Genomic DNA, 25,971 nt, shown 5'->3' with positions numbered 1-25,971 from the left:
GGTCTTTGCGCTCGGTCATGGTCAGGCAAGAAATTGCGCATTGGCCGTGCAGCTTTCAGCCGCCGCTGACCCCGCTCGTCGCCTTGCGCACGCGTTTGCGCTCAAGTCCGAGCTGGTGTTCGCGCCAGATGATCATCACCCCCGCAACCATGATCAGCCCGGCGCCGCCGAGCATCCAGACCGTTGGCACCTCGTCAAAAAGCCAATAGCCGATCCCGAGCGCAAACAGCATCGAGGCGTAATCGAACGGCGCGATGATCGAGGCATCGGCAAAGCGATAGGAGGAGGTGAGCAGGATCTGCCCGAGCCCGCCCAGAAAACCGCAGGCCACGAGCAAGATCGCCTCGGTGGGACTGGGCATGACCCAGCCGAAGGGGATGGTGATCAGCGCGAGCGTGGTCGAGGTGATGGAAAACCAGAACACGATCGCCGAGGTGCGCTCGGTCGCCACCATCTTGCGGATGAACACCTGCGCGAGCGCCGCGAAAGTTGCCCCCATCACCACAACAAGCGCGCCAAGCGCCTGCGTTGAATTTTCGCCCTCGGTGGCGCCGAGCCGCGGCCAGAGCACGATCAGCACGCCCACGAGCCCGACCGCGACCGCCGAAAGGCGGAACGCCCGCACCTGCTCGCCCAGAAACATCGCGGCGAAGATCACCACAAGAAGCGGCGTCGCGTAGCCGAGCGCCGTCACCTCGGGCAGCGGCAGAAAGGCGAGCCCGGCAAAGCCAAGCCCCATCGCCGAGGTGCCCGCGACCCCGCGCCAGACATGGCCAAGCGGGTTTTGCACCTTCAGCCCGATATGCAGCTCGCGCCGCCAGGCCAGCCATCCAAGGATCACCGGCAGCGCGAAAAAGGAGCGGAAAAACACCGACTCGCCGGGTGGAATGCGGTCCGAGACGACCTTGATCAGGCTCGACATCGCAATGAACACGAGCACCGAGCAGAGCTTGAGCATGATCCCGGTGACGGGGCTTGATTGCAGGCTGGCGGCGGCGGGAGGGGGCGCAGAAGACATGCGCCGAAGCTAGCGGATTGACGCCCGAAGGAAAGGGTCAATCGTGCTGATGGACCGCGAGCCGGGCGCATGCCCAGCTTGCGGCCTCTGCAACGCTCGGCTCCGGGTCCGAGGTGAGCGCACGGGCCAAGGGCAGGAGCGCCGCAGCACCGGAGTTGCCGGCCGCATAAAGCGCATTGCGCACCATCCGGTCGCGGCCGATGCGCTTGATCGGCGAGCCGGCAAAGCGGGCGCGAAAGGCGGCATCATCAAGCGCGAGCAGCTCGGCAAGGGGCGGGGTGCCCTGGCGCGCGGCATAGCCGATGTCGCGTGCGGCCACGGCAAACTTGTTCCACGGGCAGGCGGCAAGGCAGTCGTCGCAGCCATAGATGCGGTTGCCAAGGAGCGGGCGGAGCGCCGGGTCGACCGGGCCGCGGTGCTCGATGGTGAGGTAGGAAATGCAGCGGCGCGCATCAATCCGCCACGGTGCCGGAAAAGCGCCGGTCGGGCAGGCGTCAAGGCAGGCGGTGCAGGAGCCGCAATGATTGACCTCGGGGGTGTCGGGCGGCAGCTCAAGCGTGGTGAACAGCGCCCCCAGAAACACCCAGTTGCCCAGATCGCGGGCCAGAAGGTTGGTGTGCTTGCCCTGCCAGCCAAGCCCCGCCGCCTCGGCGAGCGGCTTTTCCATCACCGGGGCGGTATCGACGAAAACCTTGATCTCGCAGGGTTCCTCGGCAATCAGCCAGCGCCCGAGCCGTTTGAGCCGCCGTTTCACAAGGTCATGGTAATCCTTGCCCTGCGCATAGACCGAGATCGCGCCGGCGTCTTTTGCCGCCGTTGCGGCGCGCGGGTCGGCCTCGGGCGTGTAGCTCTCGGCAAGCATGATCACCGAGCGCGCCTCGGGCCAGAGCGCGGCGGGGTTCGCGCGCCATTCCATCCGCTCTGCCATCCAGCCCATCTGCCCATGGTGCTCCGCGGCCACAAAAGCGCCCAGCGCCGCAGGCAGGTCCGGGCGGGCATCGGGCCGCGTGATGCGCGCTTTCGCAAAGCCCTCGGCGAGGGCCTGCGCGATCAACCGGGTCTTCAGCCGTTCCAGAGGAACCTCCATCTCTTCGCCCCGCCATAGCCGATCCGGGCGGCGCCGGAAACACGTTCCCGTGCACAATCGCGGGCTTGTCTTTTCCGGGCATCATCATGTCGGATTCGCTCGACGTATGATGCGACAATATGTCAATCTCTGCCCATACGGGGAGCCGGCCGCAGAGCCGGAACTGGCACGCCGGCGCAGAACCGGCACATTGGCGCAAAGATCCAGCGGAAGGGGCAGCATGCACCCGGGCCGAACGGCTCGGCCTGTGCCGCATGCCCGGGGAGACCCGCCTTTTGCGCCTGCTCGCATCGCCCCGAAACCGCCGGGCCAAAAGGCCCAGATGAAGCCAGCACCTGCGGGGAGGCAGGGCAAGTGAGGTGCCAGATGCTTGAAGCGTCCGAAGTCCGCGCGGAGCTTTCCGCCCGCCGCAAGAATTATTCCCTGTCCCGCGCGCTTTACTGCGACGAGGGCGTGTTCGGGGCCGATCTTGAGCAGATCTTTTACCGGGAATGGCTGTTCGCGCTGCCTGCCTGCCAGTTGGGGAAGGCGGGTGATTATGCCACGCTGCAGGTGGGCGCCTATCCGGTGATCGTGGTGCGCGGGGCGGATGGCATGATCCGCGCCTTCCACAACGTCTGCCGTCACCGCGGCCAGCGGCTTTGCGCCAAGGCCACCGGCACAACGCCGAAGCTTGTTTGCCCCTATCACCAATGGACCTATGACCTTGACGGAAAACTCCTCTGGGCCAAGGACATGCAGGAGGATTTCGAGCCCGGCAAACACGGGCTGAAAAAGGTGCATTGCATCGACATTGGCGGCATGGTCTTCGTGTGCCTTGCCGATGTGCCGCCCGCGATTGCGGATCTTGCAGGCACGCTCGGGCGCTACCTCGCCCCCGCCGGGCTGAAAAACGCCCGCGTCGCCCATGTCTCGACCATCGTCGAGAAGGGCAACTGGAAGCTCGTGATCGAGAACAACCGCGAATGCTACCATTGCGGCGGCTCGCACCCTTCGCTCTGCCGCACCTATTCGGACAACCCGCGCATGACGGCGATGGAAGGCCCGGAGGCCGCGAGCCCCGACATTCTCGCGCATTGGCAGCGCTGCGAGGCGGCGGGCCTGCCCTCGCGCTTCATCCATCATCCGAAGATGCAGTGGCGCCTTGCGCGCATCCCGCTGCTCAATCAGGCCGAGAGCTACACCATGAGCACCAAGGCCGCGGTGAAGGGCAAGCGCATGGGCGAAATGCCCTTCAACGATGCCGGAAGCCTGCTCTTCTTCCATTATCCCAACACCTGGAACCACTTCCTCGCCGATCATGCGATCGTGTTCCGCGTGCTGCCGATCTCGGCCACCGAAACCGAGGTGACAACAACCTGGCTCGTGCCGGGCGATGCCGTCGAGGGGGTGGATTACGACCTGAAGGAACTGACCGAGGTCTGGATGGCGACCAATGACGAGGACCGTCAGGTGGTCGAGGAAAATCAGGCCGGCATTCGCTCGCCCGCCTATGAGCCCGGCCCCTATTCGCTGGTGCAGGAAGAAGGCGTGATCCAGTTCGTCGACTGGTATTGCGACACGCTCACCGCGCGGCTCGGCCCCGCGCCTGCCGTGGCGGCCGAATAGATGCGGCGCCAGAACTGGGCTGGCGCGCCCTGGAACGACGCCGAACTGCTCGAATGCGCGATGGTGGTCCCCGAGACCCGTGACAGCGCCACAATCACCTTCCGCGCGCCTTCGGGCGCGTGGTTTGACTACATGGCGGGGCAATTCCTGACCTTTGATCTGCCGGTGCCGGGCAATCCGGTCTCGCGCAGCTACACGATCTCGTCCTCGCCCTCGCGCCCGCTGTCGCTCTCGATCACCGTGAAAGCGCAGCCCGGCTCGATCGGCTCGCGCTGGATGATCGACCAGCTCAAGCCCGGCATGCAGTTGCGCGCCCGCGGCCCGATGGGGGCGTTCAGCGCGCAATTGCACCCGGCGCGGAAATACCTGTTCATCTCGGCGGGCTCGGGCATCACGCCGATGATGTCGATGACCACCTGGGCCTGGGACAGCGGCGAGATGCCGGACATCGTCTTTGTCCATGCCGCGCGCCGCCCCTCGGAGATCATCTTCCGCAACCGGCTGGAGCAATTCGCCGCCCGCGTGCCGGGGCTGCAATTGCGCTTCACCGTCAAGGAGCCCGATCCGTTCTCGGTCTGGCATGGCCATCACGGACGGCTCAACCAGATCATGCTTGGTCTGATGGCGCCCGATTACCTTGAGCGCGAGGTGTTTTGCTGCGGCCCCGAGCCTTTCATGCAGGCCGTGCGCGAGATCCTCGGCACCATCGGCTTTGACATGAGCCGCTATCATCAGGAGAGCTTCGGCCCGCCCGAGATCCCGTTCGATCCGGGCGCGGAGGCGGCGGAGATCGCGGCCTCGGGCGACAGCGAGATCCATTTCGCCGCCTCGGGGGTGCGCGAGCCCTGCACCGAAGACGAGACCGTGCTTGCGGTTGCCAAGCGCGCCGGGCTCAACATCCCGTCGGGGTGCAATTTCGGGCTGTGCGGCACCTGCAAGGTGAAAAAGACCGAGGGCGAGGTGCAGATGGTCCACAACGGCGGCATCTCGGACGACGAGATTGCCGCGGGCTATATTCTGGCCTGCTGCTCGCGCCCGAGGGGCGCGGTGGCGGTCGAGGTCTGAGCCTGGGCGCCCCCGGTGCCAGCCCCTGTCGGCGCGCTTTGACGTAGCCGCCGGCAGGGGAATTCCCGTCGCTCTTGCGGCAGCCCGATCAAGGCAGGTGGGTCAGAAATCCAGCTCCGCATATTGCGGTGAGGGCGGCATGCCGGGGAGCTGATCGGCCAGAAGCGAGCGGAACGCCGGGCGCGACTTGATTTTCGCATACCATTGCTTGACCACTTCGGAGCGGTTCCAGTCCACATCCGAAATGTAATCGAGGCAGCTCAGATGCGCGGCGGCGGCAAAATCCGCGAGCGTCATCAGATCGCCTGCAAGCCAGCGCCGCTGATCGAGCAGCCAAGCCATGTAATCAAGGTGATACTTGGTGGCCGCGAGCCCTTCCTTGACGGTCTTGCTGTCGGGGTAGCCCTTTTTTTGCACCTTCTTCCAGACCCGCTCGCCCATCACCTTGGCGGTGACTTCGGCGTTGAACTTGTCATCAAACCAGGTGCACAGGCGGCGCACCTCAAAGCGCGCCTCCGCATCGCGCGGCATCAGCGCCGGCGTTGGAATGATCTCGTCGAGATATTCGCAAATCGCCTGACTCTCGGAAAAGAGCCGGTTGTCATAGCGCAGCACCGGCACTTTGCCCGCCGGGTTGCGGCGCAGAAAATCGGCGCTTTTCTCCCAGTAGCGTTCTTCGACAAGCTCCACCTCGATCTTTTTTTCCGCGAGCGTCAGGCGCACCTTGCGGCAGAACGGGGAGAGGGCAACGTGGTAAAGACGGTTCATCGGCACACCCGGACCATGACTTTTCCCCCTGATAGCGGCGGGGGGCGGGGGGATCAATGCTTGTCGGGCCTCTGGCGCGCCTCATCCTTAGGTTTAGTGCGTTTCGGCTTTGGGGCGGGAAGGTCGCGTTCCATCAGCGCAAGCAGCCCCCAGAGCCAGTCGGCCTCCTCCCAGAGATCCGCCTCGATACGAAAATAAGGTTTTGCACCAGGGTAGGGCGCCGCTTCGACCGGGGTGTCAAGATAAGCTGCCGCCGCGGGGATCGGGCGCACGAACAGGCAGTCGTCACAGATCAGCGCGACCATCTTCGCGCCCAGATAAATGCCGTATTCGCCAAACATCTTGCGCGCGCGCACATCGCGGCCCTCGAGCTGTTCGAGGAAAAAGGCGATGGTTTCGGGGGAGGTTGCCATCAGAGCGCGCGGCGCGCGCGCAAGGCGGCCGAGATCGTGCCATCGTCGAGATAGTCAAGCTCGCCGCCAATCGGCACGCCCTGCGCAAGCGAGGTGACACTGGCCCCGGACCCCTCCAGCGCTTCGGCAATGTAATGCGCGGTGGTCTGGCCCTCGACCGTGGCGTTAAGCGCAAGGATCACCTCGCGCACCTGCTCATTCGCCACGCGGTCGATCAGTCGCGGGATGCCGAGATCTTCGGGCCCCACCGCATCGAGCGCCGAAAGCGTGCCGCCGAGCACGTGATAGCGCCCCTTGAAGGCCCCGCCGCGCTCCATCGCCCACAGGTCTGCGACATCTTCCACCACGCAGATCTCCCCGGTGGCGCGCGCCGGATCGGCGCAGATTGCGCAGGGCGCGCCCAAGCCCGTGCCGACCGCGATATTGCCGCACAGCGGGCAGTCGCAGGCGGTCTCGGCCACATGGGCAAGGGCCGCGGCAAGCGGCACCATTTGCCCTTCGCGGCGGCGCAACAGATGCAGCACCGCGCGCCGCGCCGAGCGGGGCCCGAGCCCCGGCAACCGCGCCATCTGCGCGATCAATGCCTCGATCTCGTCGCGGCCAGTGCCGGGGCCGGGCGCCATCTCAGCCCGGGAAGGCCATGTCGGCGGGCAGGCCCAGCTCGGCCATCAGCTTGCGCTGCTCTTCGGCGGCCTTGTCGATGGCGCGCGACTGCGCCTCTTTGATCGCGGCGATAATCAGGTCTTCGACCACTTCCTTTTCCGAGGCGACGAGGATCGATGGGTCGATGTCGAGCCCGCAGATCTCGCCCTTGGCGGTCGCGCGCGCCTTGACGAGCCCGCCGCCCGCCTCGCCGATCACCACGATCTGGCCAAGTTCTTCCTGCAGCGCCATCATGCGTTCCTGCAAGTCCTTGGCGGCTTTCATCATCTTGGCCATGTCGCCCAGCTGGCCCAAACCCTTCAGCATCGCTCTCTCCTCAATTGTCCTCGAAAGGATCCCATTCGTCCTCCACCTCGGGCAGGGCTTCGGCGGCCTGTTCGGCCTCAAGCTCCGCCGCGAGGGTGATCTCGTCAAATTTTGCCTGCGGGAAGGCGGCAAAGATCGCCTGCACCACGGTATTTGCCTCGCGCGCCTCCGCCTCGGCGGCGAGTTTGGCCGCATTCTCGCGCTCGAAAATCGTCGGCGCGCCGCCCGCAGAAACGACCGAAACGCCCCAGCGCGCGCCGGTCCAGCCCTGCAGGCGCTGCGCGAGCGTTTGCGCCAGATCGCGCGGCGCCTCGGGGGCAAGCTCGAATTCGATCCGCCCGGGCGCATAGCTCACCAGCCGCACCCCATGCTCGACCTGATGCTTCAAAAGCCCGTCGCGCATCCGCGCGATCAGCTCCACCACATCCTCAAACCGCGCATAGCGCGCCAGCATCGAGGCGGCGGGCTGAACGGCAAGCGCGGTCGCGCCAGACAAATGGAGCGGGCGCCCGCCCATCATGTGCCGCGTGGTGGCCTCGGCGCGCGGGCTCCCGCCGCCGCCGCCGCCGCCCTGCGCGGGGCCTTGCCCGCCCGCGGTGCCGGGCCCGCCCATCACCTTGCGCATCAGCGTTTCCGGGTCTGGCAGGTCGGCCACATGGGTGAGGCGAATGAGCGCCATCTCGGCGGCCATCATCGCATTGGGCGCGCTTGCAACCTCTTCGATCGCCTTCAGGAGCATCTGCCAGAGCCGCGACAGCACCCGCATCGGGATCGCGGCGGCAATCGCCTGACCACGGGTGCGCTCTTCGGGGGGCACGGTCGGGTCATCGGCGGCCTCGGGCGTGATCTTGATCACCGAGACCCAATGGGTGATTTCCGCCAGATCACGCAGCACCGCCATCGGGTCTGCGCCATCGGTATATTGCGCGCCAAGCTCGGTCAGCGCCGCCGCTGCATCGCCCTTGAGCACGTGATCAAAGAGGTCGAGCACGCGGGCGCGGTCCGCGAGGCCCAGCATCGCCCGGACCTGATCGGCGGTGGTTTCACCCGCGCCGTGCGAAATCGCCTGATCGAGGAGCGACATCGCATCGCGCACCGAGCCCTCCGCCGCGCGGGTGATGAGCGCGAGCGCATCATGCGCGATCGCGGCGCCCTCCTTGGTGGCGACTTTCGAGAGGTGGTCGATCATCACCTCCGGCTCGATCCGGCGCAGGTCAAAGCGCTGGCAGCGGGAGAGCACCGTCACCGGCACCTTGCGGATCTCGGTGGTGGCGAAGATGAATTTTACATGCGCGGGCGGCTCTTCAAGCGTTTTCAACAGTGCGTTGAAGGCCGAGGTCGAGAGCATGTGCACTTCGTCGATAATATAGACCTTGTAGCGCGCCGAGGCGGCCCGATAGTTCACGCTCTCGATGATCTCGCGGATGTCGCCCACCCCGGTGCGCGAGGCGGCGTCCATCTCCAGCACATCGACATGGCGCCCCTCGGCGATGGCGCGGCAATGCTCGCAAAGGCCGCAGGGCTCGGTGGTGGGGCCGCCCGTGCCCTCCGTGCCGATGCAGTTGAGCCCCTTGGCGATGATCCGCGCGGTGGTGGTTTTGCCGGTGCCGCGAATCCCCGTCATGATGAAGGCCTGCGCGATCCGGCTCGCGGCAAAGGCGTTCTTCAGGGTGCGCACCATCGCCTCCTGCCCGATCAGATCGGCGAAGGTGGCGGGGCGGTATTTGCGGGCAAGAACCTGATAGCCCGGGGCGGTCTCGGCGGGGCTGTCGGCTTCGGTCATGGGCGCTCCTGAATTCTGCGCGCAGTCTAGCGGCGCGGGCGGCCAAGTCAAACCGATGGCACGCCGCAGGCCGGGCGCGCGGCTTAAAGCCGGGCGGCGGCGGCCCTGTCAAAGGCGACAAGGCGCTCGACCGCGGTGCCAAAGCTCTCGTCGGGGGTCAGCGCGATCTCGCCATGGAGCAGGCTGTCGCTCTCGATCAGCGTCAGCGCGGTGCCAAGGCGCGCCTTGAGCGCGCGGATCGAGCCAATCGGCACGCGGGAATCGGTGGGGCCGTGCAGCGCGAGGGCGGGCGCGATGTCGGGGCGGGCCAGGCTGCCATAGGCAAAGCCGCCGGAGCTGACAACGGCGGACCGCACGGCGAAGGGGGAGGGGGCGAGTTCGGGGAGCAGATAGAGCGCGTTGAGCGCAGAGATTGCCCCCGCCGAAGAGCCGCCCCATGTGATCTGGCGCCCAAGACCGCGGGGGCCGCCTTCGGTGGCAAGCCACGCCAGAAGCGCCGCGCAATCCTCCAGCACCGCAAAGGCGCGGCTGCGCTGGAACAACGGGCGCATCGGGTCTTCGGTCGCGGCGGTTTCGGCCAGCGCCTTGCGCATCAGGGCCCGCGTTTGCGGGGTGATCAGCGGGTTTTGCCGGTGCAGCCGGTAATCAGGCACCGCCACCGCATAGCCGTGGCGCACGAAATGACCGGCAACGACGGGATGGCTGAAAGCTTGCCGTGTGCCGGTGGTAAACCCGCCCGAATGCAGCCAGATCAACACCGGCCAGTCGCGGCCCGTCTTGGGCGTGTAAAGGTCGACCGCAAGCGGCACCGGCCCGGTTTCGGTGGGCTGCTCGGCGTAGCAACGGGTTTCGACATCGAACAGCGGGGCCAGTGTTTCGAGATCCCGCCGCAGGGCCCGGCGCTGGCGCATGTAAAAGCGCTTTTCCGGGCTGATCTCGCGTATCTGGGATGTCATCGGGGCGGCCTCCTGCACGGCGCAAGCGCCTGCGCCGATCCTATCATGGCGGCCCCCAAGCACAAGCGACCGAAAGGGGAGGGGGTGAGAGGCTGGACAGCGACCCAAGCGGGGCTCGTTGCGGCTGCTTCCTTCCGGACCTGACCGGGTTGGCGAGGCGCTCGCCCGCGCCAACCTCTCGCGGCGTCATATAGTCGTCACCGCCCCCCCATGCAAGCCTTCGATCACCGCGCCGTTCACAGCGAGATCGGCACCATCACCTCGGGTTCGATGACATCGACACCGGGGAGCGCCGCGATCAGCGCCGCGGCGGATTGCTCCAGAAGCGGGTTGGTCCGGTAATGGCAGGGGATCACCGTTTTGAAATCGAAATATTTCTTCGCGGCCCACCCGGCGGCGCGCATGTCCATGGTGAAATGGCCCCCGGCGCACAGAATGCCGATGTCGGGGCGGAAATATTCACCCATCCACGCCATTTCCGAAGAGATGGAGGTATCCCCCGAGACATAGATCACATGGCCCTCGCCCGCGATCATGTAACCCGACTCGGTGCCGGTATAGATCGGCCCGGTCGGCCCCGAGATCGAGGAGGAATGGCTCGCGGGCACCATTGTCACCTTCGCGCCGCCCAGATCGACCGTGCCGCCCTTGTTGAAGCCGATGCCCTCGATATGCTCATGCGCCCCCCAATGGCTGACGATGTCATAGATGCCGACGACGGGAATTTCGAGTTCCTTCGCCAGCGCGAGCGTATCGCCCGAATGGTCGCCATGACCGTGGGTGAGCAGGATATGCGTTGCGCCCGCAAGCGCTTCGGCGCGCCGCTCCGCCGGAAACATCGGGTTTCCCGTCATCCAGGGGTCGATCAGGATCACCGCCTTCTCGATCTCGAGACGGAAGCCGGAATGGCCGAGCCAGATCAGTTTCATCGCAATAGTCCTCAGTGCCGGTAGGGTGAATGGATGGCACAAAGCTAGTGCAACGGAGTGACAAGGGAAGCCCGCAGGGGAGCGCATGCTTGCAGCCTTGGCGCGGCAACGCTAAACCCGAGCCAAGACAAGCGGAGATATTCATGTCCATCGACATCGACACCGCCCGCAAGGTGGCGCATCTGGCGCGCATTCGCGTGGCCGAAACCGACCTGCCCAAACTGGCCGAACAGCTTTCGGGCATCCTGACTTTCATGGAACAACTCAACGAGGTGGATGTCGAGGGCATCGAGCCGATGACCTCGGTCACGCCGATGCGGCTCAAGCGCCGCGTCGACGAAGTGACCGACGGCAATTATCAAGACAAGATCCTCGCCAATGCCCCCGATGCCCGCGAGGGCTTCTTTGCCGTGCCGAAGGTGGTGGAATGAGCCTCAACAAACTGACGATTGCCGCGGCCCGTGACGGGCTGAAGAAGGGCGATTTCACTGCGGTGGAGCTGACCGAGAGCTGCCTTGCCGCGATCGAGGGCGCCGCGGCGCTCAATGCCTATTGCGCGAAAACGCCCGAGATCGCATTGGCGCAGGCCACTGCGGCGGATGCCCGGCTGAAAGCGGGCGAGGCGCCTGCGCTGTGCGGCATTCCGCTGGGTATCAAGGACTTGTTCTGCACCAAGGGCGTGGCCTCGCAGGCCGCCTCGCGCATCCTTGAAGGCTTCAAGCCGGAATATGAATCGACCGTCACGCAAAACCTTTGGGATGCGGGCGCGGTGATGCTCGGCAAGCTCTCGATGGACGAGTTCGCGATGGGCTCCTCCAACGAAACTGCCTGTTATGGCCCGGTGGTGAACCCCTGGAAGGTGGATGACCGGCAACTGACGCCGGGCGGCTCCTCGGGCGGCTCGGCCTCGGCGGTGGCGGCCGATCTGTGCCTGGCCGCGACCGGCACCGACACCGGCGGCTCGATCCGCCAGCCCGCCGCCTTCACCGGCATCGTCGGCATCAAGCCCACCTATGGCCGGGTGTCGCGCTGGGGCATCGTGGCCTTCGCCTCCTCGCTCGATCAGGCCGGGCCGATGACCAAATCGGTGCGCGATGCGGCGATCATGCTTTCCGCCATGGCCTCGAACGACGCCAAGGATTCGACCTGTGTCGATTTTCCGGTGCCGGATTTCGAAGCGGCGCTGACGGGCGACATCCGCGGCAAGAAAATCGGTATCCCGAAAGAATACCGCATGGACGGCATGCCCGCCGAAATCGAGAAGCTCTGGGACGATGGCGCGGCGATGCTGCGCGATGCGGGCGCCGAAATCGTCGATATCTCGCTGCCGCACACCAAATACGCGCTGCCCGCCTATTACGTGATCGCGCCGGCAGAGGCCTCGTCGAACCTCGCGCGCTATGATGGCGTGCGCTACGGCCACCGCGCCACGCTTGGCGCGGGCGAAGGCATTGTCGACATGTATGAAAAGACCCGCGCCGAGGGCTTTGGCCCGGAGGTGCAGCGGCGCATCATGATCGGCACCTATGTGCTTTCGGCGGGCTTTTATGATGCCTATTACAACCGCGCGCGGCGCGTGCGCGCGCTGATCAAGCGCGATTTCGACCTTGCTTTCGAGGCCGGGATCGACGCGATCCTGACCCCGGCCACCCCCTCCTCGGCCTTTGGCCTTGGCGAGATGCAGGACGCCGATCCGGTCGAGATGTATCTCAACGATGTGTTCACCGTGACGGTGAACCTCGCGGGGCTGCCGGGCATTTCGGTCCCGGTCGGGCTTGATGCGAAGGGGCTGCCGATGGGGCTGCAGCTGATCGGCAAGCCCTGGGGCGAGGGTGATCTGCTCAATCAGGCGATGGTTCTGGAAAAAGCGGCGGGCTTTACGGCAAAACCCGCACAGTGGTGGTAAGGAGTCGCGCGATGCGCAAGGTTCTGGTGTTTGCCCTTCCGGTTCTGGCGCTCGCGGCCTGTGATCCGCCGGTGCCGAATTCCGCGGCCGGGGTCGGCTTCGGGGATTACCAGAGCTATCTGCATCAACGCGAGGCAGAGTTGCGGGGCGGGAGTGCCGCCCCTGCCGCCGCCACCCCCGCGGCGGCGCCGGGCGGCAATTACGGCGTTTCGGGCTATGGCGCGACGCCGGTGCAATCGGCGGCCGGTCAAGCGGCCGCGGCTCAGGCGGGTGATGGCTCGATCGGGGCCGAGACGCTTGCCGCGCTGCGCGCCACCGCGCCCGCCGGAGAGACCAACCCGGCACTCGCGGCTCCCGCCCCGGGGGCGGCGGGGGTGGGCGCCCCGCTTGATGCGATGGCGCCGGCGGCGGGGGCTGCCGTCACGGGCGGCGCCGGGCCAAACCTTGCCGCCTATGCGCTTTCTGCCACCAACGCGCCGGGCCAGCAGGTCTACAAGCGGGGCGGGATCAAGCTCACTAATTCCGCGCGCGCCTGCGGCAAGTTCGTCTCGCCCGATCTGGCGCAGATGGAGTTTTTGCGCCGGGGCGGGCCGGAGCGCGATCCGGGCAACCTTGACCCGGATGGCGACGGTTTTGCCTGTGGCTGGGATCCGCGCCCGTTTCAGGCGGCGCGGCAGTGACCGGAGCGCCCGCCTCGCCCAATTTCGGCGAAAGGCGCGGTGGGGCGCGGCCCGAAATCGTGGTTCTGCATTACACCGGCATGGCAAGCTGTGCCGAGGCCCGGGCGCGGCTCTGTGACCCCGCCGCCGAGGTTTCGGCGCATTGGCTGATTGCCGAGACCGGCCGCGTCGAGGCGCTCGTTCCCGAAGACAAGCGCGCCTGGCATGCGGGGGCGGGCGGCTGGGCGGGTGTTACGGATGTGAATTCCAGCGCGATCGGCATCGAGCTTGCCAATCCCGGCGATGCTCCCTTTCCCGAGCCGCAAATGGCCGCGCTCGAAACCCTTCTGGAGCAGATTCTTGCGCGCTGGGGGATCGCACCGCAGGCGGTGATTGCCCATTCCGACATGGCGCCGGGGCGCAAGACGGACCCGGGCCCGCGCTTTGACTGGGCGCGGCTGGCGCGGCAGGGGCTTGCCGTGATGCCCGCGCCGGGCGGGGTCGCGCCGCCGGTTGCGGCCCCGGGCTTTTGCGCGATGGCGGAAACATTTGGCTACCCCGAGGCGCCGTTCGACGTGCTGCTCGCGGCGTTCCGGCTGCGCTTTCGTCCGCGCCACGAAGGCCCGCTTGACGCGACCGACATGGCGCTGATCACCGATCTTGCGCTGCGCTTCGGGGCCGACGGCGGCTCCTGGCGGTCCAGCTGAGGAGGGGGGCGCTGCCCCCCGTCCTGCGGACTCCCCCCGGGATATTTGGACAAAGTCGAAGGCAGGCGGTTTGTCTTCGACTTTGTGAAAATATCCCGGGGGTGAATTTGGCGTAGCCAAAGAGGGGGCAGCGCCCCCATTGACCTGCGCCCCCCGCGCAGCGTAAGGCAGACGCGCGCGGAGGGCTGGATGACCGCGGCGGCCCATAGCTCCGTTGTGCGGATAGCTGGGCGGTCGAGGAAAGTCCGGACTCCCTGAAGCAACGGTGCCGGGTAACGCCCGGCGGGGGCAACCCCAGGGAAAGCGCCACAGAGAAGAGACCGCCCCCGCTTGCGGGGGCAAGGGTGAAACGGTGGGGTAAGAGCCCACCGCGGGACTGGCAACAGGACCGGCACGGCAAGCCCCACCGGGAGCAACGCCGAATAGGGATCGCGCGCCGCGACCGGCAACGGGGCGGCAGGGGAGCTTCGCCCCGAGCGATCCGGGTTGGCGGCTTGAGGCTGCGGGTGACCGCAGACCCAGAGGAATGGTCATCCAGGGGGGCAACCCCCGGACAAAATCCGGCTTACAGGCTCTCCGCGCATGTTTTACTGTCTACCGGGCGGGCCGCGCGCTCGCCTTGGACAAACCAGCCGGAGGCTCAGATGAGCTATACGATCGACCGCGTTCTTGCAGATATTTCCTTTGCCGATGCGGAGGCGCGCACCCGCGCGGCGCTTGCCGAGCGCGGCTTTGGCGTGATCACCGAGATCGACGTTGCCGCGACGATGAAGGCAAAACTGGGCCGCGAGATGGCGCCTTACAAGATCCTTGGCGCCTGTCATCCGGGCCATGCCTTTGCCGCGATCGAGGCTTCGCCGCGGATCGGCGCGATGCTGCCGTGCAACGTGATGCTGCGTGCGGTCGAGGGCGGGGTGGAGGTCTCTGCCGTCGATCCCGTGGCCTCCTTCGCCGCCGTCGAGGAGGTGGGCGCGCGCAAGGTGGCCGCTGATGTGCGCGCGATTTATGCCGAGATGATCGCGGCGCTCTGAGCTCTGCCGATGCCTGGCGCGGATCTGGGGGCGCTGTGCGAAAAATCGCGCGTGGCCCCGCCTTTGCGGTTGACTCCGCTCCCGCGCTGACTAAAAGGCAGGCTTCAAGGATTTCGCGGGCGCGAGGCGCCCGACTCTGGGAGACTGAAAATGGCGAAGCCGACGACGATCAAGATCCGTCTGAACTCGACGGCGGGCACCGGGCACTTCTATGTGACCAAGAAGAATGCCCGCACCATGACCGAAAAAATGACCGTGAACAAATACGATCCGGTTGCGCGCAAGCACGTCGAATACAAGGAAGGCAAGATCAAGTAAGATCTGCGCTTTTCTCGGGTCAAGGGCCGTCCTTCGGGGCGGCCTTTTGCTTTGGGGCCGCGGGCAGGCGGGCTCACAGCAGCAAAAGCACCGAGAGGATGAAAACGGTGGTGAAGGCCGCGCCGACAAGCCCCCAGGGGCTGGGGGGCGAGGGGCGCGGATCGAGCGGCGGCGGGTGCAGGGCGAGGGCATCATGGCGCCGCGGCCCCGGCGCGCCAGATGTCTCTGCCTCTGCCTCTGTCTCGCTCATGGGGCCCGGGGCGGGCTCGTCGCCGCCCTGAGCATGTTTGCCGTGGTTGCCAAGGGTCAGCGGCAAATGCGGCGTGTGCGGATCAAAGGTGTCGGTCGGGGCGTGATCGAGCGCCTTGGCGGGGCCATCGCGGCGCGGCTCGCTCCGGTGCGGCGGATGGGGCAGGGCGCGCGTTGCGGCTTGCTGGGCGAGCATCGCTTGCAGGGGGGCGGTTTCGGCCCCGACCATTTGCTGGGCCCCGATCATTTGTGCGGTGACAAGCGAACTCGGGCTGGCGGTGCTGGCGCTTGCCGCGGCGGCATCGGCCGCGGAAAGGGCCGCCCCGGCGAGCGCTGTTTCGGCCGTTGGCAGCGGCGCCGGAGCCATGTTGGCAAGGGCTGCCGCAGCGCTGGGCGCAGCCCCCGGAGGGGCTTGCGCCGCTTGCGGGGTGACGGTCGCAGCAAGCGCGATCGGCGCGGCGGGGGTCTTGGGCGCGCCAGCGCCTTGCGGCAGCGGCAAGAGCGTGCTGCCGGGGGCGGTGGGCACCGCAGGTGCAGGCAGGGGCGTCAACATGGCGAACCTCCGACGGAGAGGTCGAATCGTCGCAAAAAGGAGTGAACAGAGGGTTAACTGGCCTCAGGCGTGGCATTTTGCTCCGGCTTCACCCGGAACACGATGCAATAAAGCGCGGGCGCGAACACGAGCGTGATCAACGTGCCTGCGATGATGCCCCCCATCATCGCGAAGGCCATAGGCGCCCAGAACACCTCGCGCGAGATCGGAATGAGCGCGAGCGAGGCCGCGGCGGCGGTGAGCAGGATCGGGCGCGCGCGGCTGTCCGAGGCCTCGAATACCGCCTGCCAGTGGCTCGCCCCCTTGGCCCGCAGATCCTGCACTTCGGCCATCAAGATCAGCGAGTTGCGGATCAGGATGCCGACAAGGGCCAGCACGCCGAGAATCGCGACGAAACCGAGCGGTTGCCCCGAGGGCAGCATGGCCGCGACCACGCCGATGAGCCCGAGCGGCGCCACCGCAAGAACGATGAACATCAGCCGGAAGCTTTGCATCTGCACCATGACGAGGGTGAGGATGATCAGCACCATCAAGGGCACCACGGCAATGATCGGGGCCTGACTTTCGCCACTGGTTTCGGCCACGCCGCCGGGCTCGATGGTATAGCCCGCGGGCAGGGTTGCGGCCTGCGCCGCGATGGCGGGGGCGAGATCGGCGGTGATCGTGGCGGGTTGGTTGCGGCCCAGAACGGCGGTTTTCACGGTGATTGTGGGCACTCGGTTGCGGGCATGGAGCACCGGTGCCTCCATCTGCCACTCCAGCCGTGCAAAGCTCAAAAGCGGCACCGGCACGCCCGTTGGCGAGGGCAGTTGCAGCGAACCGAGCGAGGCGAGCGAGGCGCGGTCGGCGGCGGTGCCGCGCGCGATCACGTCGACCAGCGTCTGCCCGTCGCGCAATTCGGTCACGGTGACGCCCTCGAACAGGATCTGCAGCGCTTGTGCGACATCCTTTTGCGTCAGGCCAAGCTGGCGCAGGCGCTCCTGATCCAGCACCACGCGGGCCACGCGCACGGGCTCGCCCTCGTCGATGGTGATATTGCCCAGCCGTCCGTCCTTCGAGAGCGTTTGCGCGAGGCTGCGTGCTTCCGCCAGAAGCCGCGCCCGGTCCGGCCCCATGATGCGGTATTGCACCGGCTTGCCAACCGGGGGGCCAAGCTCGATCAGCTTTGTGAACACGTCCACCCCCGTGAGCGTGGCGCTTTTCTCCTCCAGCGCGGCGCGCAGGGTGTTGCGGTCTTCGATCCCCGCCGTCATCACCACGATCTGCCCCATGAAGGAGGCGGGCGTGGGCCGGTCGAGCGACAGAAGGAACCGCGGCGCCGATTGGCCGACATAGGTGGTCCAGTAGCGCGCCTCGGGGCGGGTGGCGAGCCAGGCGTCAATTTCCGCCATCGCGGCATCGGTGGCGGTAATGGCGGAGTTCTGGCGCAGCGTGACGTCGATCAGCAGTTCGGGGCGGTCCGAGGCGGGAAAGAACTGCTGCTCGATGTGGCGCATGCCGTAAAGCGAGCCGGCAAAAAGCGCGACCGTGGCCAGCACGGTGAGCCAGCGCGCCCGCATGGCACCGCGCAAGAGCGCGCGAAACGCGCGCCGCAGCGGGCCGGGGCGCGGGTCGTGATGGGGCAGATGGGCGGGCAGCACGGTGGCGCCGATCAGCGGCGCAAACAGCACCGCGACGATCCAGCTCAGCACAAGCGCGATCGCGATGACATAGAAAAGCGAAAGCGTGTATTCCCCCGCCTGCGAGGAGTTGAGCCCGATCGGGATGAACCCCGCCACGGTGACGAGCGTGCCCGAAAGCATGGGAAACGCGATGGAACTCCAGGCGTAGGAGGCGGCCTTGGCGATCTTGTCGCCCGCCTCGAGCCGCGCGATCATCGTTTCGATGGCGATCATCGCATCATCGACGAGCAGCCCGAGCGCGATGATCAAGGCGCCCAGCGAGATCCGTTGCAGTGTCACCCCCATCGCATCAAGAATGACGAAGGTGAGCGCGAGCACGAGCGGGATCGACATCGTCACCACGAGCCCGGCGCGCCAGCCCAGCGAGATGAAGGAGACAAGGAGAACGATCGCCACCGCCTCGGCCAGCGCGCGCAGGAAGTGGTTCACCGAATCCTCGACCACCTTGGGCTGATCGGCCACCTTGTGCAGCTCCATGCCGACGGGAAGCTCTTGCGCCACGCGGTCCATCAAGGTGGTCAGCTCGGCCCCGAAATCAAGGATATTCGCGCCTTCCTTCATGCCGATGATCAGCCCGACGGCGGGCTTGCCGTCAAAGCGGAAGAGCGCGGAGGGCGGGTCGGCAAAGCCTGCGCGCACGGTGGCCACATCGCCCAGCGTGAAGAAGATCTCCCCCACCCGCAGCGGGGCCGCGGCGAGCGCCTCGGCATCGTCAAAGCGCCCCGACATGCGCACCGCGATCATCTCGTCATCGGTGCGGATCACACCGGAGGGGACGATGGCGTTTTGTGCCGCCAGCGTGTCGAGCACAGCGGCCTGATCGAGCCCGAGCGCGGCCAGTTTGCGGGCCGAAAACTCGACATGCACCACCGGGTCTTGCGTGCCCACAAGCTCCACCTTGCCCGCGGCCTTGAGCGTGAGCACGGCCGAGCGCACCTCCTCGACCCGGTCTTTCAACTCCTGCGGCGAAAACCCGTCCGAGGTGAAGGCATAGATCGAGCCATAGACATCGCCAAAATCATCGCTGATGGCGTAACCGGCGAATTCGGAAGGGAATTCCGGGCGCAGATCCACCATCATGTTGCGGACCTTGAGCCAGGTCTGGGTTACGGCGGGGCCGCGCGTCTCGGGGGTAAGCTCGACATAGACGACAGAGCGACCGGGGTAGGTTTCCGAGCGCGTCACCTTCAGGTTCGGCAGCTCCTGCATCTTCTTTTCGATCCGGTCGGTGACCTGCTCGCGCGTTTCCTCGGCGGTGGCGCCGGGCAGCGCGGCGGTGATGAACATCACCTTGATCGTGAAGGACGGGTCTTCTTCCCGGCCAAGGTTGATGTAGGAGAGCACGCCCGCAACGATCGAGACGATCAGCAGGTACCAGACCATCGAGCGATGGCGCAACGCCCAGTCAGAGAGGTTGAAACTCATGGGTCGACCCTCGCGCCAAGCCTTTGGCCTTCGGTAAGCGAATGAATGCCGCGGATCACCACCTCGTCGCCCTCGGCAAGCCCGGAGGTGATCACCACGCGGGGGCCGATCTGCTGTCCGAGGGTCACGGGGGCGGGGCGGGCGCGGCGCTCGGCATCAAGGCGCCAGACCATCGGTTGCGCCTCCGGGCCCCAGATCGCGGCCAACGGCACCGTCAGCAGCGTGGCGCGGGGCAGTTCGAGCCGGGCCGAGACGAGCGCGCCAAGGCGAAAGCCTTGGCCCTCGTCGGCAAGGGTGATCCTGAGCCGGTGCGCGCGGGTGGAGGGGTCTGCAACGGGCTCGACCAATCTGAGCCGCCCCTCGGTGACGAGCGCATCTTCGTAGCGCGCGGCGATGCTGAAGGGCGCGGCCTCGGGGAGCACGGCGAGCACGTCGTCGGGCACGTCGATCACCGCCTCGCGCCCGGCCTCGGTGGCCAGGCGCAAAACCGGCGTGCCGGCGCTGACGACGGTGCCCGGCTCGGCAAGGATGCGGCTCACGATCCCCGCTGCGGGGGCGGTGAGGGTGCCGTAATGCGCGGCATCGCGGGCGCGGGCAAGGTCCGCCTCGGCGGCCTCGACGGCGGCGCGGGCAGAAATATCCTTGGCTTGCGCGGCTTCAAGCGTGGCCTTTGGCGCGACGCCGCGGCGGTGCAATTCTTCTGCCCGCGCAAGGCTTTGCGCGGCAAACTCGGCCTCGGCCCGGGCCGCGTTCCGCCCGGCTTCGGCGGCCGCGACATCTTCGGCAAGGGTCACTTGATCGAGTGTGGCAAGCACCGCGCCGGTCTCGACACTGTCGCCCAGATCGACCGGGCGGGTGGCAATGCGCCCCGCGGTCTGGAACGCGAGCGTGGTCTCGACGGTGGCCGCGATCACGCCCGGAAAAAGCCGCGCCGTCATCGCGGAGCCGGTAACGATTTCGCTGACCACCGGGCGCGGCGGAGCCTCCTCGGCATGCAAAACGGCAAGCGGCATGCACAGCGCGAGGAACAGCGCGGCGGCCGGGCGCAGGGCGCTCATTCCTGCCCCTCCCGCACCTGCACGAGTTGGCCCGAGTACAGCAGATGCGCCCCCTCCGTGACCACGCGCGCGCCTTCGGGCAGGCCCTCGGCGATTTCGATCTCATGATCGGTGTAGCGCAGCACCCGCACCGGGGTGAGCGCGACGCGGCCACGGTCGCGCGCGCCCTCCTCGGGGCTGAGGGTCCAGACCGCAGCGCGCCCGTTCTGGCTGACAAGCGCCTGCCAGGGCAGCGCCATCGCCGCGCCGTAGCGCAGATCGACCGCGGTGACGACCGTGGTGCCAAGGCCGGGCGGGGGCAGATCCGGGGCGGGGGCGAGTTCGGCCTTCACCCGCACGGTGCCCCCGTCGCTGGAGACCAGCGGCGCGATCTCGGTCACGGTGGCCTTGCGCGCCGGGCCGGTCTCGCCAAGCGGATGGAGCGTCACCTCGCGCCCCTGAAACCGGTCGAGCGCCGCGAAATCAGGGATGTAGAACACCGCCTCGCGGGCACCATCGCGGGCAATGGTGAGCACGCTTTGCGCGGCCTCGACAACTTGGCCCGGTTCGGCGGTGCGCTCGGTGATGATGCCTGAAACGGGGGCGACGAGGGTGCAATCGGCAAGGGTTTGCGCGGCCTTGGCGCGGGCGGCGCGGGCCTGATCGCGGGCCGAGCGCGCCGAAAGGGCCGCCTCGGTTGCGGCATCCAGCGCGGCCTGCGTGGCAAAGCCGCGCGTGGCAAGGCCGTAGGCGCGGTCCAACGCCTGTTCCGCTTGCGTCAGCGTGGCCTCGGCGGCGGCGTCTTGGGCCTCGGCGGCGCGCAGCGCGGCGGCGGCCTGCGTCGGCTCAAGCGCGGCGAGCACCGCTCCGGCCTCGACCCGGTCGCCCACGTCCGCAGAAAGGTGCACCAGCCGCCCACCATTGCGAAACCCCGCCGGCACGGCCTCAGCCGCCGCGATCGTGCCCGAAAGCTCGAAATGCATCAGCACCGGCGCGGTATGGGCCGTGGCAACGCGCACCGGCAGCGCCTCTTCGGCCCGCACCGGAATGGTCAGAGCCAGCACCGCCCCGAGCGCATAAGGCGCCAGGGCATGGGCGCGGGGAAAAATGCTCTCGCGCGGCATACTGCCTCCGTTTTTATCCGTCCCTTGATTTCGGATTTTTCTGATTCGCGAAAGGGCAAGGGCAGGAAAAGGCGGAGAGCTGCCGCTACGGGATGAGAGAAACCGCGGCGATCCGGGGGCGCGACGCCACTGCCGGGCCACTTTGGGCCAAAGCCCCGGGGGGCGTGTGGACAAGCGCGCCCGCCTCAAGCCGCAGCACCCTGTCGGCCAGAAGGGCGGCCTCGGCGGGGTCATGGCTCGTCATCACCGTAGTGGCGCCAAAATGCGCATGCATCCGGCGCAGATGGGCCTGAAGCTCGGCGCGGGTCTCCGGGTCGAGGGCAGAGAGCGGTTCATCCAGCAGCAAAAGCCCCGGCCCGCGCGCGAGCGCCCGCACCAGTGCGAGCCGCTGTTTTTGCCCGCCCGAGAGCTGCGCGGGATAGGCGCGGGCGAGCGGCGCGAGCCCCGCGATCTCGAGCATTTCTGCCACCCGTTCGGCGCGGGCGCGGCGCGGCAGATGGGGCAGCGCAAAGCCGATCTGCGCCGCGGCGGTCATGTTCGGAAACAGCGCGTAGTCCTGAAACACGAAGCCCAGATCCCGCGCCCGCACCGGCACGAACACCCCCGCCGCGGCATCGCTCCAGACCCGCGTGCCCATCGCCACCCGCCCCGCCCCGGGCCGCTCAAGCCCGGCAATCAGTCGCATCAGCGTGGTCTTGCCAGCCCCCGAAGGGCCGGTCAAAACAACGAAGCACCCGGCCGGGATGGTCAGGCGCACCGACAGATCAAAGGCGCCCTGCGGCCCGCGCAGCCGATGCGTGAGCGCGACCGAGAGCGGGGCGCCGGGCGCGGCGGCGCTTGGCACGAAGTTTGACACAGGCTCGGGCATGGGTGGGTTGCATCCTCTCGATGTATAGGAGAACTATATAGCGAAAGGCGCGCTGTCGAGTCTTGAGCCCGCGCGCGCCGAGCACCCTCTTGTCGCACCGGAGAAACCAAGATGAGAACCCCTCGGTCCATGATCCTTTCCGCATGTCTCGTCGCTGCGGTGGCGCTGGGCACGGTGGTGCTGGGCACGGCGGCGCCGGTTTTTGCCGAAGGGCTGACAATTGCCGCGGGCGCGGGCTATCGCCGCCCGATGGCGCAGGCCTTTGCCGCCTTCGAGGCCGAGAGCGGTGCCGCGGTCGGGCAGGTTTACGGCAATATGGGGCAGGTGCTCGGGCAGGCGCGCGAGAGCGGCCAGATCGCCATGGTCTGCGGCGACCGCAAGGTGCTGGCGAAGGCGGAAGGGCTCACCTTCACCCGGTTTGTCCCGCTTGGCGCGGGCAAACTGGTTGTCGCCTTTCGCAACGGGGTGACGCTCGCCGCGCCCGAGGGGATCACCGATCCCGAGATCACGCGCGTGGGCATTCCCGATGCCAAGGCCGCGGTCTATGGCAAGGCCGGGCGGCAATATCTTTCGCAAAGCGGGCTGGCGGAGGCCGTCGCGCCAAAGCTCGTCGAGGTGCAGACGGTGCCGCAGGTCACCGCCTATCTGACGGCGGGCGAGGTCGATGCCGGTTTTCTCAATATCACCGATGCGATCGGGGCAGGCCCGGCCATTGGGGGCTATGTGCCTGTAGATCCAGCGCTTTATGATCCGATCGAGATTGCCTGCGGGGTTCTTTCTCCCGCGGCGGAAGGCTTTGCCGCCTTTCTTGAGAGCCCCGCGGGCCATGCGATCATGGAAGCGAACGGGCTGTGAGCGGTGGGAGAAACCGCCCTTGGCGCAAGCCTTGCCGCGGTGCTGGGCGATCCGGCGCTCGCCTTTCCGCTGGCGCTGAGCCTGCGCATCGCGCTTGCCACGCTTGCGCTGCATGCCACGCTGGGCATCGCCCTTGGCTGGGCGCTGGCGCGGCGCGGCTGGTGGGGGCGGGGGCTTGTCGATCTGCTGGTGATGCTGCCGATGGTATTTCCGCCGATCGTGCTCGGCTTCGCGCTTTTGATGGCGCTCGGGCGCCGGGGCCTTGGCGGTTGGCTCGAGGCGCATCTGGGGTTTGGCTTCATTTTCACCGAGGCCGGGGTCTGGCTTGCCTCCGTGATCGTCGGGCTGCCGCTGATCGTGAAGCCTGTGGAGGCCGCGATTGCCGCCCTGCCGCGCCATCTGGCGGAAGCCGCGCGCACGCTCGGGCATGGCGAGGCGGTGATCTTTGCGCGCGTCATCCTGCCCAATATCGCGGGGGCGGTTGGCGCGGGGCTGTTGATGGCCTCGGCGCGCAGCCTTGGCGAGGTGGGGGTCACGCTGATGCTGGGCGGCAATATTCTGGGCCGGACCAACACGATTTCGCTCGAGATCTACAATGCCGTGACGGTGGGCGAGTTTCGCCGTGCGCTGGTGCTCTCGGGGCTGCTCGGCATCGTTTCCATCGCGGTTCTTGTGGTGTTGCGCCGTCGTGCCGGGGCGCCGCTCTGAACCGCCCCAGACCAATGGATCTGTCATGAACGAACGCCCCCTGACCGCCGCCCTGAGCCTGCAACGCCCCGGCGAGGCGCGGATCGGCCGTGACCGGATCCGGCTTTTGGCTGCGATCGACCGGCTTGGCACCATTGCGGGGGCCGCGCGCGAGGTCGGGATGTCTTACAAGACCGCCTGGGATGCGGTGGCCACACTCAACAACCTGTTCGAGCGCCCGCTGGTCGAGGCGGCGCCGGGCGGGCGCACCGGCGGCAATGCGCGCGTGACCGAGGCAGGGCGGGCGCTGGTTGGCGGCTTCGGGCGGCTTGAGCAAACGCTGGAGCGTGCGCTGGCCGAGCTGGAAACGGATCTTGCCCCCGGGGCGGGGCCGGGGCGGGCGCATCCGGCGAGTGATGCCGCCATCGGCACATTATGGAGCCTGAGCATGCAGATATCCGCGCGCAACACGTTCCGTTGCACCGTCACGGGGGTGAGCCCGGGCGCCGTCAATACCGAGGTGGAACTGGCCTTGACCGATGGCCACCGGCTCGTGGCGGTGATCACCGAGCGCGCCGCACAGGATATGGGGCTTGCCCCCGGCCGCAGCGTTTTTGCGCTGATCAAATCGAGCTTCGTGATGCTTTCGGCGGGGGGCGATCCGGGGCGGATCTCGGCCTGCAACCGCCTGACCGGGCTTGTGGCCGCGCGCTCGGACGGGCCGGTGAACAGCGAGATCGTGCTGGATCTGGGGGCCTGCAAGTCGATCACGGCGGTGATCACCCGCACCAGTGCCGATGCATTGGGCCTTGCGCCGGGCGTGCCCGCGACGGCCCTTTTCAAGGCCAGTCATGTGATCTTGATGTGCCCCTGAGGGCCCCTGAGGGCCGCTGAGGGTCGCCGCGCGGGAGGCCGCGCGACGAAAGGGGGGGACGTTCCCCGACCCGCGGCGGGCTCAGGCCTTGCCGACGATCACATCGCTCGACTTGATGATGGCGCAGGCCGCGTCGCCCACTTTCAGCCCGAGATCCGCCGCCGCTTCATTGGTGATCGAGGCGGTGACGATGGTGCCGCCGATGTCGATCTTCACATGGGTGGTGACATGCCCGGTTTCGACCGTGGTGACGGTGCCATTGAGAATGTTGCGCGCAGAGAGTTTCATGGGCTGTCCTTTCCTGAAAACCGAAATCGAAGGCGCCGGCAAATCCGGCCCTTTCTTGATCGGACGAAGCAAGTGCTTTGACAATATAAGAAATAACCACATAACGCCCGCGGGGCGGGGGGGCGGCGCGTTTCAGGAGCGGGTCTGGCCTTGCGGTGGCGCGCGCCCCATGTCAGGGCTGGCGCCGGGGCCATCGGCCCCGCGAAAGGCAGGCCCAGATGAACGACAATACCCGCGGCATTCTCTTCATGGTGCTGGCGATGGCGGTGCTGATCGGCTCCGACATGGTGGTGAAACGGCTGGCCGAAGGGATGCCGCTGTTCGAGGTGATCTGCCTGCGCCATATCGTGATGACGCTCTGCCTTGGCGCGATGGCCTGGCGTGAGCGTGGTTTTGCGCGCAGGCTCGGTGGCGGTGCGCGGGCGCTTGTTGGCGTGCGCACGCTGGGCGAAGTCGGGATCGTGATGTTCTACATGCTGGCGCTGACGCTGATGCCGATGGGCACGGCGACGGCGTTGTTCCAGCTTCAGCCGCTTGCGGTGACGCTCGCAGCGGCGGTGTTTCTCTCCCAGCCGATCGGGCCGCGGCGGATCGCGGTGATTGCGGTCGGCTTTTCGGGCGTGCTTCTGATCGTGCCGCCGGGGACCGGAGAGGCGGGGCAGGGCGCGTTCGGGCCCGGGGCGCTTTTCGTTCTGCTTGCGGTGGTTTGCGTCTGTTTGCGCGACATTTCCACCCGTGCGCTCGGTCCCGGGGTTCCGGCGGTGGTGCTGGCCTTCCTCGCCTCTGCGGCGCTTCTGGTGGTGAGTTTTGTCGCCATGCAGATCCGCGGCGGCTGGGTGCCGGTGAGCCCGGCCCAGCTTGGCGGCATCGGGCTTGGTGCCGCGCTTTTGATGGCGGGATATCTGGCGATGGTGCATGCGATGCGCACCGGCGATATCGCGGTGATCGCCCCGTTTCGCTATGTGTCGCTGGTGTTCGGGCTCCTTGGCGGCTTTGTCCTGTTTGGAGAAGTGCCCCGGCCCGCGATGCTTTTGGGGGGCGCGATCATCGTCTCCAGCGGGATCTACACCTTCTTGCGCGAGCGGCAGTTGCAACGGCGCTGAACATCATCA

At 67.2% G+C, this 25,971-nt stretch carries 27 protein-coding genes and 2 other RNA genes; 13 read left to right on the top strand and 16 right to left on the bottom strand.

Annotated features, from left to right (window positions below; all coding sequences use genetic code 11):
• Positions 1-55 precede the first annotated feature (55 nt).
• Both ACFSM0_RS05565 and queG read right to left on the bottom strand, forming a co-directional pair.
• Positions 56-1,018, bottom strand: coding sequence for a DMT family transporter (locus tag ACFSM0_RS05565; protein ID WP_377388154.1), 963 nt, complete (start codon positions 1,016-1,018; stop codon positions 56-58).
• A 37-nt stretch (positions 1,019-1,055) separates the two neighbouring features.
• Positions 1,056-2,105, bottom strand: coding sequence for a tRNA epoxyqueuosine(34) reductase QueG (queG, locus tag ACFSM0_RS05560; RefSeq protein ID WP_377388152.1), 1,050 nt, complete (start codon positions 2,103-2,105; stop codon positions 1,056-1,058).
• Positions 2,106-2,471: 366 nt separating this feature from the next.
• On the opposite strand from queG, the gene ACFSM0_RS05555 reads away from it, so the two are divergent.
• On the top strand, positions 2,472-3,713 hold the full coding sequence (locus tag ACFSM0_RS05555) for an aromatic ring-hydroxylating oxygenase subunit alpha (RefSeq protein ID WP_377388150.1): 1,242 nt from the start codon (positions 2,472-2,474) through the stop codon (positions 3,711-3,713).
• Positions 3,714-4,778, top strand: coding sequence for an FAD-binding oxidoreductase (locus tag ACFSM0_RS05550; protein WP_097071244.1), 1,065 nt, complete (start codon positions 3,714-3,716; stop codon positions 4,776-4,778).
• 102 nt (positions 4,779-4,880) lie between these two features.
• Here the strand turns inward: ACFSM0_RS05550 and fzlA are convergent, their stop codons facing one another.
• The 8 genes from fzlA to ACFSM0_RS05510 form a co-directional block, all read right to left on the bottom strand.
• A complete protein-coding gene (gene fzlA / locus ACFSM0_RS05545) occupies positions 4,881-5,546 on the bottom strand; it encodes an FtsZ-binding protein FzlA (RefSeq protein ID WP_377388148.1) in 666 nt (221 codons plus the stop codon).
• Positions 5,547-5,599: 53 nt separating this feature from the next.
• A complete protein-coding gene (locus ACFSM0_RS05540; protein WP_377388146.1) occupies positions 5,600-5,959 on the bottom strand; it encodes a TfoX/Sxy family protein in 360 nt (119 codons plus the stop codon).
• The gene (recR, locus tag ACFSM0_RS05535) at positions 5,959-6,582 is read right to left on the bottom strand and encodes a recombination mediator RecR (protein ID WP_377388144.1); all 624 of its coding nucleotides are present in this window, start codon (positions 6,580-6,582) and stop codon (positions 5,959-5,961) included. Before recR ends, ACFSM0_RS05540 begins: the two co-directional genes overlap by 1 nt.
• Before the next feature lies 1 nt (position 6,583).
• A complete protein-coding gene (locus tag ACFSM0_RS05530; protein WP_377388142.1) occupies positions 6,584-6,928 on the bottom strand; it encodes a YbaB/EbfC family nucleoid-associated protein in 345 nt (114 codons plus the stop codon).
• 10 nt (positions 6,929-6,938) lie between these two features.
• Positions 6,939-8,711, bottom strand: a complete 1,773-nt coding sequence (locus ACFSM0_RS05525) for a DNA polymerase III subunit gamma/tau (RefSeq protein ID WP_377388140.1) — start codon at positions 8,709-8,711, stop codon at positions 6,939-6,941.
• Between the two features lie 83 nt (positions 8,712-8,794).
• Positions 8,795-9,667 carry an alpha/beta hydrolase gene (locus ACFSM0_RS05520; RefSeq protein ID WP_377388138.1) on the bottom strand — a complete coding sequence of 291 codons (873 nt, stop codon included), beginning with the start codon at positions 9,665-9,667 and terminating at the stop codon, positions 8,795-8,797.
• An 83-nt stretch (positions 9,668-9,750) separates the two neighbouring features.
• Positions 9,751-9,847, bottom strand: an RNA gene (gene ffs, locus ACFSM0_RS05515) — signal recognition particle sRNA small type.
• Between the two features lie 56 nt (positions 9,848-9,903).
• Positions 9,904-10,596: a metal-dependent hydrolase gene (locus ACFSM0_RS05510; RefSeq protein WP_377388136.1), complete on the bottom strand. Its 693-nt coding sequence runs from the start codon at positions 10,594-10,596 to the stop codon at positions 9,904-9,906.
• Between the two features lie 143 nt (positions 10,597-10,739).
• Between ACFSM0_RS05510 and gatC the strand changes: the two genes are divergently transcribed.
• From gatC to rpmG, 7 genes are all read left to right on the top strand, one after another.
• On the top strand, positions 10,740-11,027 hold the full coding sequence (gene gatC / locus ACFSM0_RS05505) for an Asp-tRNA(Asn)/Glu-tRNA(Gln) amidotransferase subunit GatC (protein WP_097071254.1): 288 nt from the start codon (positions 10,740-10,742) through the stop codon (positions 11,025-11,027).
• Complete coding sequence (gene gatA / locus ACFSM0_RS05500; RefSeq protein WP_377388134.1) at positions 11,024-12,502, top strand: Asp-tRNA(Asn)/Glu-tRNA(Gln) amidotransferase subunit GatA; 1,479 nt, start codon at positions 11,024-11,026, stop codon at positions 12,500-12,502. Before gatC ends, gatA begins: the two co-directional genes overlap by 4 nt.
• Positions 12,503-12,513: 11 nt before the next feature.
• Positions 12,514-13,182 carry a hypothetical protein gene (locus ACFSM0_RS05495; RefSeq protein ID WP_377388132.1) on the top strand — a complete coding sequence of 223 codons (669 nt, stop codon included), beginning with the start codon at positions 12,514-12,516 and terminating at the stop codon, positions 13,180-13,182.
• Positions 13,179-13,868, top strand: coding sequence for an N-acetylmuramoyl-L-alanine amidase (locus ACFSM0_RS05490; protein WP_377388130.1), 690 nt, complete (start codon positions 13,179-13,181; stop codon positions 13,866-13,868). Before ACFSM0_RS05495 ends, ACFSM0_RS05490 begins: the two co-directional genes overlap by 4 nt.
• A gap of 177 nt (positions 13,869-14,045) precedes the next feature.
• Positions 14,046-14,452, top strand: an RNA gene (gene rnpB / locus ACFSM0_RS05485) — RNase P RNA component class A.
• A 60-nt stretch (positions 14,453-14,512) separates the two neighbouring features.
• Entirely contained in the window at positions 14,513-14,899 is a 387-nt protein-coding gene (locus ACFSM0_RS05480; protein WP_377388128.1) for a DUF302 domain-containing protein, read from the top strand.
• 150 nt (positions 14,900-15,049) lie between these two features.
• Positions 15,050-15,217, top strand: coding sequence for a 50S ribosomal protein L33 (gene rpmG, locus ACFSM0_RS05475; protein WP_036638206.1), 168 nt, complete (start codon positions 15,050-15,052; stop codon positions 15,215-15,217).
• 73 nt (positions 15,218-15,290) lie between these two features.
• On the opposite strand, the gene ACFSM0_RS05470 is transcribed toward rpmG, so the two are convergent.
• The 5 genes from ACFSM0_RS05470 to ACFSM0_RS05450 all read right to left on the bottom strand — a co-directional run bounded on the left by ACFSM0_RS05470 (position 15,291) and on the right by ACFSM0_RS05450 (position 22,155).
• Positions 15,291-16,019, bottom strand: a complete 729-nt coding sequence (locus ACFSM0_RS05470; RefSeq protein WP_377388125.1) for a hypothetical protein — start codon at positions 16,017-16,019, stop codon at positions 15,291-15,293.
• A gap of 53 nt (positions 16,020-16,072) precedes the next feature.
• Positions 16,073-19,126 (bottom strand): efflux RND transporter permease subunit, encoded by a 3,054-nt coding sequence (locus tag ACFSM0_RS05465; protein ID WP_377388123.1) that lies wholly within the window; start codon positions 19,124-19,126, stop codon positions 16,073-16,075.
• Positions 19,123-20,184: an efflux RND transporter periplasmic adaptor subunit gene (locus tag ACFSM0_RS05460; RefSeq protein WP_377388121.1), complete on the bottom strand. Its 1,062-nt coding sequence runs from the start codon at positions 20,182-20,184 to the stop codon at positions 19,123-19,125. Before ACFSM0_RS05460 ends, ACFSM0_RS05465 begins: the two co-directional genes overlap by 4 nt.
• Entirely contained in the window at positions 20,181-21,287 is a 1,107-nt protein-coding gene (locus ACFSM0_RS05455; RefSeq protein WP_377388119.1) for an efflux RND transporter periplasmic adaptor subunit, read from the bottom strand. Before ACFSM0_RS05455 ends, ACFSM0_RS05460 begins: the two co-directional genes overlap by 4 nt.
• A gap of 85 nt (positions 21,288-21,372) precedes the next feature.
• A complete protein-coding gene (locus ACFSM0_RS05450; protein WP_377388117.1) occupies positions 21,373-22,155 on the bottom strand; it encodes an ABC transporter ATP-binding protein in 783 nt (260 codons plus the stop codon).
• Between the two features lie 111 nt (positions 22,156-22,266).
• Between ACFSM0_RS05450 and ACFSM0_RS05445 the strand changes: the two genes are divergently transcribed.
• From ACFSM0_RS05445 to ACFSM0_RS05435, 3 genes are read left to right on the top strand one after another with little or no spacing between them, the layout of a single operon-like run.
• Positions 22,267-23,010, top strand: a complete 744-nt coding sequence (locus tag ACFSM0_RS05445) for a molybdate ABC transporter substrate-binding protein (protein WP_377388115.1) — start codon at positions 22,267-22,269, stop codon at positions 23,008-23,010.
• A 3-nt stretch (positions 23,011-23,013) separates the two neighbouring features.
• Positions 23,014-23,718, top strand: a complete 705-nt coding sequence (gene modB, locus ACFSM0_RS05440) for a molybdate ABC transporter permease subunit (RefSeq protein ID WP_377388113.1) — start codon at positions 23,014-23,016, stop codon at positions 23,716-23,718.
• Between the two features lie 25 nt (positions 23,719-23,743).
• Positions 23,744-24,571 carry a TOBE domain-containing protein gene (locus ACFSM0_RS05435; protein WP_377388111.1) on the top strand — a complete coding sequence of 276 codons (828 nt, stop codon included), beginning with the start codon at positions 23,744-23,746 and terminating at the stop codon, positions 24,569-24,571.
• A gap of 81 nt (positions 24,572-24,652) precedes the next feature.
• Here ACFSM0_RS05435 and ACFSM0_RS05430 read toward each other — a convergent pair whose 3' ends face one another.
• Positions 24,653-24,859, bottom strand: coding sequence for a TOBE domain-containing protein (locus ACFSM0_RS05430; RefSeq protein WP_377388109.1), 207 nt, complete (start codon positions 24,857-24,859; stop codon positions 24,653-24,655).
• 218 nt (positions 24,860-25,077) lie between these two features.
• Between ACFSM0_RS05430 and ACFSM0_RS05425 the strand changes: the two genes are divergently transcribed.
• Positions 25,078-25,962: a DMT family transporter gene (locus ACFSM0_RS05425; RefSeq protein ID WP_377388107.1), complete on the top strand. Its 885-nt coding sequence runs from the start codon at positions 25,078-25,080 to the stop codon at positions 25,960-25,962.
• The last annotated feature ends 9 nt before the right edge of the window (positions 25,963-25,971 follow it).

Source organism: Rhodobacter lacus, from assembly GCF_042683065.1.
Taxonomy (GTDB): Bacteria; Pseudomonadota; Alphaproteobacteria; order Rhodobacterales; family Rhodobacteraceae; genus Rhodobacter; species Rhodobacter lacus.
Note: the sequence above shows the minus strand (reverse complement) of the source record. Positions and strands in the feature narration are given on the sequence as shown.